Source organism: Streptomyces sp. NPDC050388 (assembly GCF_040655635.1).
Taxonomy (GTDB): Bacteria; Actinomycetota; Actinomycetes; order Streptomycetales; family Streptomycetaceae; genus Streptomyces.
The window spans coordinates 1-8,184 of sequence record NZ_JBFAKH010000161.1 but is presented as its reverse complement, the minus strand read 5'-3'; the positions used below and the strand labels follow the sequence as shown (position 1 = coordinate 8,184).

Annotated in this window: 6 protein-coding genes and 2 pseudogenes; 3 read left to right on the top strand and 5 right to left on the bottom strand. The window is 70.3% G+C overall.

All coding sequences use genetic code 11. The features are described 5' to 3' along the window. Positions 1–108: 108 nt before the first annotated feature. The 5 genes from AB0I73_RS39195 to rpsO all read right to left on the bottom strand — a co-directional run bounded on the left by AB0I73_RS39195 (position 109) and on the right by rpsO (position 5,639). Positions 109–552, bottom strand: coding sequence for a hypothetical protein (locus tag AB0I73_RS39195; protein WP_363045172.1), 444 nt, complete (start codon positions 550–552; stop codon positions 109–111). 15 nt (positions 553–567) lie between these two features. Further along, positions 568–1,320, bottom strand: a complete 753-nt coding sequence (dapB, locus tag AB0I73_RS39190) for a 4-hydroxy-tetrahydrodipicolinate reductase (RefSeq protein WP_109377363.1) — start codon at positions 1,318–1,320, stop codon at positions 568–570. Positions 1,321–1,399: 79 nt separating this feature from the next. Beyond that, positions 1,400–2,779 carry a pitrilysin family protein gene (locus AB0I73_RS39185; protein ID WP_363045171.1) on the bottom strand — a complete coding sequence of 460 codons (1,380 nt, stop codon included), beginning with the start codon at positions 2,777–2,779 and terminating at the stop codon, positions 1,400–1,402. After that, on the bottom strand, positions 2,776–4,989 hold the full coding sequence (locus AB0I73_RS39180; RefSeq protein WP_363045170.1) for a polyribonucleotide nucleotidyltransferase: 2,214 nt from the start codon (positions 4,987–4,989) through the stop codon (positions 2,776–2,778). Before AB0I73_RS39180 ends, AB0I73_RS39185 begins: the two co-directional genes overlap by 4 nt. A gap of 362 nt (positions 4,990–5,351) precedes the next feature. Further along, entirely contained in the window at positions 5,352–5,639 is a 288-nt protein-coding gene (gene rpsO, locus AB0I73_RS39175; protein WP_109377366.1) for a 30S ribosomal protein S15, read from the bottom strand. Positions 5,640–5,933: 294 nt separating this feature from the next. Between rpsO and AB0I73_RS39170 the strand changes: the two genes are divergently transcribed. From AB0I73_RS39170 to AB0I73_RS39160, 3 genes and pseudogenes are all read left to right on the top strand, one after another. Continuing rightward, positions 5,934–6,215: a DUF397 domain-containing protein gene (locus AB0I73_RS39170; RefSeq protein WP_363045169.1), complete on the top strand. Its 282-nt coding sequence runs from the start codon at positions 5,934–5,936 to the stop codon at positions 6,213–6,215. Between the two features lie 807 nt (positions 6,216–7,022). After that, a pseudogene (locus AB0I73_RS39165) lies at positions 7,023–7,151 on the top strand (SCO5717 family growth-regulating ATPase); the annotation flags it as partial. Positions 7,152–7,565: 414 nt separating this feature from the next. Next, positions 7,566–8,184: pseudogene (locus tag AB0I73_RS39160) on the top strand (hypothetical protein); the annotation flags it as partial.

The window sequence follows — 8,184 nt, the reverse complement described above, 5'->3', positions numbered from 1 at the left end:
AAAGTGGCGGAACCGGGGGTGGGACGGGCGATGGCCGGGCGCGGGACGGACGAGCATCCACATGGTGCTGACCGGCTGTGCGACTCCGGGGACCGTTTTGTCGCGGCGTCAGGGGGCGGCCTTACGCAGGGCGATCGCCCGTTGCATCGCCTTCCGGGCGCGCGCGGTGTCGCGGGCGTCGTGGTAGGCGACGGCGAGCCGGAACCAGCTGCGCCAGTCGTCGGGGGCGTCCTCCGTCTCGGCCCTGCGCCGGGCGAAGACCTCGTCGGCCGAGTCCCGGTCGATACGGCCGCTGGGCAGACGCTTCAGCTCGTCCACGGGCAGTCCGCCCTGGGCGTCGAGTTCGGCGGCGAGGCGGTTGGCGTTGCGGACGAACTCGGTGTTCTTCCACAGGAACCACACGCCGATGACCGGCAGGATGAGCACCGCCACGCCGAAGGTGACGGTGAGGGGCGTACCGGCCTGGATGAGCAGCACGCCGCGGCTGCCGACCAGGACGAAGTAGACGACCAGGACGGCGGCCGTGACGGCGTAGGAGATCTTCGCGCGCATGGGGTCGGCTCGTGCTCAGTTCAGGTCGAGGAAGTGTTCCAGGCCGAAAGTCAGGCCGGGAGTGGTCACCACGCGGCGGGCGCCGAGCAGGATGCCCGGCATGAAGCTGCTGTGGTGCAGGGAGTCGTGGCGGACGGTGAGGGTCTCGCCCTCGCCGCCGAGCAGGACCTCCTGGTGGGCCAGCAGACCGCGCAGCCGGACGGCGTGCACCGGCACCCCGTCCACGTCGGCGCCGCGGGCGCCGTCCAGGGCGGTGGCCGTGGCGTCCGGGGCGGGGGCACTGCCGGCCCGGCGGCGGGCCTCGGCGATGAGCTGGGCGGTGCGGGTGGCGGTACCGCTGGGGGCGTCCACCTTGTCGGGGTGGTGCAGTTCGACGACCTCGACGGACTCGAAGTACGGGGCGGCGATCTGCGCGAACTTCATGGTCAGCACGGCGCCGATGGAGAAGTTCGGTGCGATGAGCACGCCCGTCTCCGGGAACTGCTCGAGCCAGCCCCTCAGCTGTGCGAGGCGGTCGTCGGTCCAGCCGGTGGTGCCGACGACCGCGTGGATGCCGTGCCGTACGCAGAAGTCCAGGTTGCCCATGACCGAGGCCGGGGTGGTCAGTTCGACGGCGACCTGGGCACCGGTCTCGGCGAGGGTCTCCAGCCGGTCGTCCCGGCTGAGTGCGGCCACCAGCTCCATGTCGTCGGCGGCCTCGACGGCCCGTACCGCTTCGGACCCGATCCGGCCCTTGGCGCCGAGGACCGCCACGCGCAGCTTGCTCATCTTCCTTGCTTCCTTACCGGAGGGGTCGGGGAGGACCGGGACCGTGGAGGGTTGGGTGCCGTCGGGCCCGGCGGGCCCGCTAGGCGACGGTGTCGTGCAGCCGGGATGCCTGTTTGTCCTTGAGCGGGCCGATGACCGACAGCGAGGGCTGCTGTCCCAGGATGTCGCGGGCGACCGCGCGGACCTCGTCCGGCGTGACCGAGGCTATCCGGGCCAACATGTCGTCGACCGACATCTGCTCACCCCAGCACAGCTCGCTCTTGCCGATGCGGTTCATCAGCGCGCCGGTGTCCTCCAGACCGAGGACGGTGGAGCCCTGGAGCTGGCCGATGGCGTGCCGTATCTCGTCGTCGGACAGGCTGTGTTCGGCGGCCTGGTCGAGTTCGTCGCGGCAGATCTTCAGCACGTCGTGCACCTGGGACGGCCTGCACCCGGCGTACACGCCGAACAGGCCGCAGTCGGCGAAGCCGGAGGTGTACGAGTACACGCTGTAGGCCAGGCCGCGCTTCTCCCGGACCTCCTGGAACAGGCGGGAGGACATGCCGCCGCCGAGGGCGGTGTTGAGCACGCCGAGGGCCCACCGGCGCTCGTCGGTGCGGGACAGGCCCGGCATGCCGAGGATGACGTGCGCCTGCTCGGTGCTGCGGTCGATCAGCTCGACCCGGCCGGCGGTGCGCAGCGCGCGCCGTCCGCCGCGCGGGGCGATCGGCTCGGCGTCGAGGTCCTTGACGGCGTCGGCCTCCTCGAAGGCGGCGCGGACCTGGCGTACGACCTGGTCGTGGTCGATGTTGCCGGCGCAGGCGACCACGAGGTGGGTCGGGTCGTAGTGCTTCTTGTAGAAGCGGCGGATGCGGTCGGCGGTGAGGGCGTTGACCGTGTCGACGGTGCCGAGGACCGGGCGGCCCAGCGGGCTGTCGCCGAACATGGTGTGCGCGAACAGGTCGTGCACGCAGTCGCCGGGGTCGTCCTCGGTCATCGCGATCTCTTCGAGGATCGCGCCGCGCTCGATGTCGACGTCCTCCTCGAGGATGCGCGAGCCGGTCAGCATGTCGCAGACCACGTCGATGGCGAGCGGCAGGTCGGTGTCGAGCACACGTGCGTAGTAGCACGTGTACTCCTTGGCCGTGAAGGCGTTCATCTCGCCGCCGACGGCGTCGATGGCGGAGGAGATGTCCAGGGCGGACCTGCGGTGCGTGCCCTTGAAGAGCAGGTGCTCCAGGTAGTGGGTGGCGCCGTTCAGGGCCGGGGTCTCGTCGCGGGAGCCGACGTGCGCCCAGATGCCGAAGGTCGCCGAGCGGACCGAGGGCAGGGTCTCGGTGACGATGCGCAGGCCCCAGGGGAGGGTGGTCTTGCGGACGGTGCCGAGGCCGTTCCCGCCCTGGATGAGGGTTTGGGTACGGGCGACGGCCCGCGCCTCCGGGGAGGTGCGGGCCGTCGCCTTGGAGCCGTAGGACGTCACTTGTCGGCGTCGGCCTTCTTCTCGTCGTCCTCGCCCTCGATCACGGGGATGAGGGAGAGCTTGCCGCGGGAGTCGATCTCGGCGATCTCGACCTGGACCTTGGCACCCACACCGAGCACGTCCTCGACGTTCTCCACGCGCTTGCCGCCGGCCAGCTTGCGGATCTGCGAGATGTGCAGCAGACCGTCCTTGCCGGGCAGCAGGGAGACGAACGCGCCGAAGGTGGTCGTCTTCACGACCGTGCCCAGGTAGCGCTCGCCGACCTCGGGCATCGTCGGGTTGGCGATGCCGTTGATCGTGGTGCGGGCGGCCTCGGCGGCCGGGCCGTCGGCGGCACCGATGTAGATGGTGCCGTCGTCCTCGATGGTGATCTCGGCGCCGGTGTCCTCCTGGATCTGGTTGATCATCTTGCCCTTGGGGCCGATGACCTCACCGATCTTGTCGACCGGGATCTTCACGGTGATGATCCGCGGCGCGTTCGGGGACATCTCGTCCGGCGTGTCGATCGCTTCCATCATCACGTCGAGGATGTGGAGGCGGGCGTCACGGGCCTGCTTGAGAGCGGCGGCCAGGACGGAGGCCGGGATGCCGTCCAGCTTGGTGTCGAGCTGGAGGGCGGTCACGAACTCCTTGGTGCCGGCGACCTTGAAGTCCATGTCGCCGAAGGCGTCCTCCGCACCGAGGATGTCGGTGAGGGCGACGTAGTGCGTCTCGCCGTTGATCTCCTGGGAGATCAGGCCCATGGCGATACCGGCGACGGGGGCCTTGAGCGGCACACCGGCGTTCAGCAGCGACATGGTGGAGGCGCAGACCGAGCCCATGGACGTCGAGCCGTTGGAGCCGAGGGCCTCGGACACCTGACGGATCGCGTACGGGAACTCCTCGCGCGTCGGCAGCACCGGCACGATGGCGCGCTCGGCGAGGGCGCCGTGGCCGATCTCGCGGCGCTTGGGGGAGCCCACGCGGCCGGTCTCGCCGACGGAGTAGGGCGGGAAGTTGTAGTTGTGCATGTAGCGCTTGCGGGTCACCGGGGAGAGGGTGTCCAGCTGCTGCTCCATGCGGAGCATGTTGAGGGTGGTGACGCCCAGGATCTGGGTCTCGCCACGCTCGAACAGCGCGGAGCCGTGCACCCGCGGGATGGCCTCGACCTCGGCGGCCAGGGTGCGGATGTCGGTGACCCCGCGGCCGTCGATGCGCTTCTTCTCCTTGATGACGCGCTCACGGACCAGGGACTTGGTCAGCGAGCGGTACGCGGCGGAGATCTCCTTCTCGCGGCCCTCGAACTCCGGCAGGAGCTTCTCGGCGGCGAGCTGCTTGACGCGGTCCAGCTCGGCCTCGCGCTCCTGCTTGCCGGCGATGGTGAGTGCCTGGGCGAGCTCGGGGCGGACGGCGCCGGTCAGCGCTTCCAGGACGTCGTCCTGGTAGTCCAGGAAGATCGGGAACTCACCGGTCGGCTTGGCGGCCTTCGCGGCGAGGTCGGCCTGCGCCTTGCAGAGGACCTTGATGAAGGGCTTCGCGGCCTCCAGACCGGCCGCGACGATCTCCTCGGTGGGGGCCTCGGCACCGCCCTCGACCAGCTTGACGGTCTGCTCGGTGGCCTCGGCCTCGACCATCATGATCGCGACGTCGCCGTCCTCCAGGGCGCGGCCCGCGACGACCATGTCGAAGACGGCGTCCTCGAGCTCGGTGTGCGTCGGGAACGCCACCCACTGGCCGCGGATCAGCGCGACGCGGACGCCGCCGATCGGACCGGAGAAGGGCAGACCGGCCAGCTGCGTGGACGCGGAGGCGGCGTTGATCGCCACGACGTCGTACAGGTGGTCGGGGTTGAGCGCCATGACCGTGGCGACGACCTGGATCTCGTTGCGCAGGCCCTTCTTGAAGGACGGGCGCAGCGGGCGGTCGATGAGGCGGCAGGTGAGGATCGCGTCCTCGGAGGGCCGGCCTTCCCGGCGGAAGAAGGAGCCGGGGATCTTGCCGGCCGCGTACATCCGCTCCTCGACGTCCACCGTCAGGGGGAAGAAGTCGAGCTGGTCCTTGGGGCTCTTGGAGGCGGAGGTGGCCGACAGCACCATGGTGTCGTCGTCCAGGTACGCCACGGCGGAGCCTGCGGCCTGACGGGCGAGGCGGCCCGTCTCGAAGCGGATGGTGCGGGTGCCGAAGGAGCCGTTGTCGATGACGGCCTCGGCGTAGTGGGTCTCGTTCTCCACCAGTGTTCTCTCCGTTACTTGATCGTCTTTTGTCCCTCCTCGCCCGTATGGCGGGAAGGACGGGCGGAGAAGCACGCCTTCTGGTGCGGGCCGGTCTTCGATCGAAGCTCCCGGGTTCACTCTCCCGGGGGCCACTACCGAGGACCGGCGGCGGCGAGGTGCGCTTCTCCTCGTACGTCATGACGTCCGGGGGGACGTCGGGGTGGTGCCCGTGACGGCGGTGACCTGGTGCGGTACCGGTCGGCACGGCGATTCGGTGTTCTTGTGTTGTGCTACCACACTACAAAGAGGGAGTGACACTCCGCACGTACAGCAAAGGGAGCGGTCCCCTTTTCCCAGGGAACCGCTCCCGTCACGGCGTCTTACCGGGCGCCCGCCGCACCACGGCGGATGCCGAGGCGGTCGACCAGCGCACGGAAGCGCTGGATGTCCTTCTTGGCGAGGTACTGCAGCAGCCGGCGGCGCTGGCCGACCAGGATGAGCAGACCACGACGGGAGTGGTGGTCGTGCTTGTGGGTCTTGAGGTGCTCCGTCAGGTCGGAGATCCGACGCGAAAGGAGGGCGACCTGGACCTCGGGGGAGCCGGTGTCGCCTTCCTTGGTGCGGAATTCGGAGATGATCTGGTTCTTCGTAGCGGCGTCGAGCGACACGCTTACTCCTCATGGTCTGTGAATGGCCACCGAGCGCCCCCGGTCTTCACCTCGAGGGATCTTCCATGACTCGGAAGGCGGGATCCGCTGGACGCGGCCTGTGGAGCGGGGCTCCGAGGCGCGCACACAGCACACATACGTCCGTCGCTCAGAGTACCAGCCGGCGGCGGGCCCCTTTACCACGGTCCGCGGAACCGCCCAGGTGGGGCGTGGGGTGCCACTAGGGTGAGCGCTCGTGCCGGTCATCGGACCGGCCATCGGACCATCCATACGTCGGGAAGGGGTCGCTGCGACATGGCGGAGACGGCTGAGGAGATCAAGGCACGCAAGGAGCGGGAGAAGGACGAGCTCTACGCCCTCGACATCTCCGGCGTCGAATGGCACAGCGCGCCGGGCACCGAGGAGCACGAGGAGCGGGTCGAGATCGCCTATCTGCCCGGGGGCGCGGTGGCCATGCGGTCCTCTCTCGACCCGGACACCGTGCTCCGCTACACGGAGGCGGAGTGGCGGGCGTTCGTGCTGGGCGCGCGGGACGGGGAGTTCGACCTGGAGCCGGCGGGCCCCGAGGCGGAGTGACCACCGTACGCGTCCGGGAGCGTGCACGCGTGTGTGCGCCCTCCCGGACGTCGCACGTCGGCCGGTCATCGACCTCACTGACGCGTGCACACGGATGTCGAGACCGGTCCGGTCCCGTGAACGTCCCGCGGCCGTCCGGGTGGCGACCTGAGCCGGGAAACCCCTGACCGCGCCCACCACCCTCGACACCTCCCGCGAGCCGCGCAAGGCCCAAAAGGGCGAGGCATGCGGCCTCGGGCCTGGAATTTCCCAGTCCGGAGGCAAAGATCCCCACCGGTTCGACGACTCCGTCGACACCGCCGGCAAGCAGTTCGACTGCAACGCACGCTGCCTCAGGGGGCGTTGAGGAAGCGCACTGGCCGAAACCGCCGACGGCGTACCGGAGGACGGGGAGTTGAGTCGCTCGATGGGCTTGCGCCGAGGTGACGTGGAGTCACCTCCTCACCCTCGCGGACGGCCTCACTCTCCGGTGTGCCGACCGCGATCGGCAGTAGGTGATGACTCAACCGACGGATGCCGAGGTCGGGTTGCCGGGTACGCCGTGACGGATGGGCTGCAGACGCGGCCACCGCGCAACGTGTTCGCAGGACGGGCCTGCCGGTGTGCCGGTGGTGGAGATTAGGCTGGGACCGGGCGCGACGCCAGAACCCGTGGACCGGGTGTCGGCGCCCAGGGGGAGCCGGTGGGTCGGACGACCGTGATCGGACGAAATCGCAGCGCCCCCAAAACAGCCTCGAACAAGTCTGGATGACGAGAAATGGTCGCCTCAGCACGGAGTGAGGGTGCTCGACCACACCAGGAGGAACTGTGAACAGCGATCGGGACGGGACGCGCGGGGGCTGGGCGACACCCGGCGATGACCAGCCCGACGCGGAGTCCGCCGTCGAGGCGACGGGCGAGTTCACCATCGACTACGCACCGCCGGCCTGGTACACGCAGAACGCTTCGGACGGTTCGAGTTCGAGTTCGGGTTCGGGCCCGGGTTCGGGGAGCTCCGGGAAGGAGGCCGGCCCTTCGTCTTCCTCCTCTCCCTCATCTCCTTCGTCTGCTCCCTCTTCGGGGTCAGGCAGGCCCGTTCCGCCGTTGCCCGGGCTGACTCCGCCGCCGCACGCGGTGGGTGCCGGGGGGCCTTCGTCGATTCCGACGCCCGCTCCGGGGGCTCCTTTCACCCCGCCCCCGCCCGCTCCCACGCCGGGCGCTCCCTTCACACCGCCGGCTCCCACGCCAGGGGCCCCGTTCACTCCGCCCGCTCCGCCGACCGGGGGGCCGGGCGCCGTGCCCAGGCTTCCGGTGGGGAGCGGTTTCGAGCCGCAGCAGCCTTCGGAAGGGGACGAGCGGGGTGAGGCGCCCATGCCCACTCCCCCGTCTGCGCCCGAGCCGGAGCCCGACTCGGGTAACGGCGATCTCGAGAGCGGTGCCACCATCCGGTTCTCCGCCGCCGCCCTGAAGCGGGAGATCCCGGAGCGCGGGCCCGGGACCGCACCCGAGGCGGAGGCGGAGGTGACCCCGGCGCCGGACAAGCGGCTGGAGTCGGCCGACGCTCAGGAGGGGACCGGCGACGTCGCGGACGTGGAGGCCGCCGACGATCTCGAGGACGAGGGCATCGTCGACGCCAGCACCTCCGAATCCTCCGTGGAGGACGGTCAGAACGACGCGAACGACGCGGACGACGCCGAGGACTCCGAAGACACTGTCGTCGTGGCCGAGGCCGAGGACTCCGAAGACGCTGTCGTCGTGGCCGAGGCCGAGGCGGACGCACCCGAACCCGAGGACGCCAAGCCGGTGGTGGGTGACGCGCCAGGGGGTGGCGTGGCCGGTTCTGATGGTGCGGACGACGCCACGGAAACCCCGGACAACTCGGACGACGCAGACAGCGCACCTCAGGACGGCGTCCCGGCCTCCTCCGGCCCTCCGGCCGCGGCCGCCTGGACGCCCCCGGCGGGCCCGGGGGCGGCGCCCCCGGCGGCGC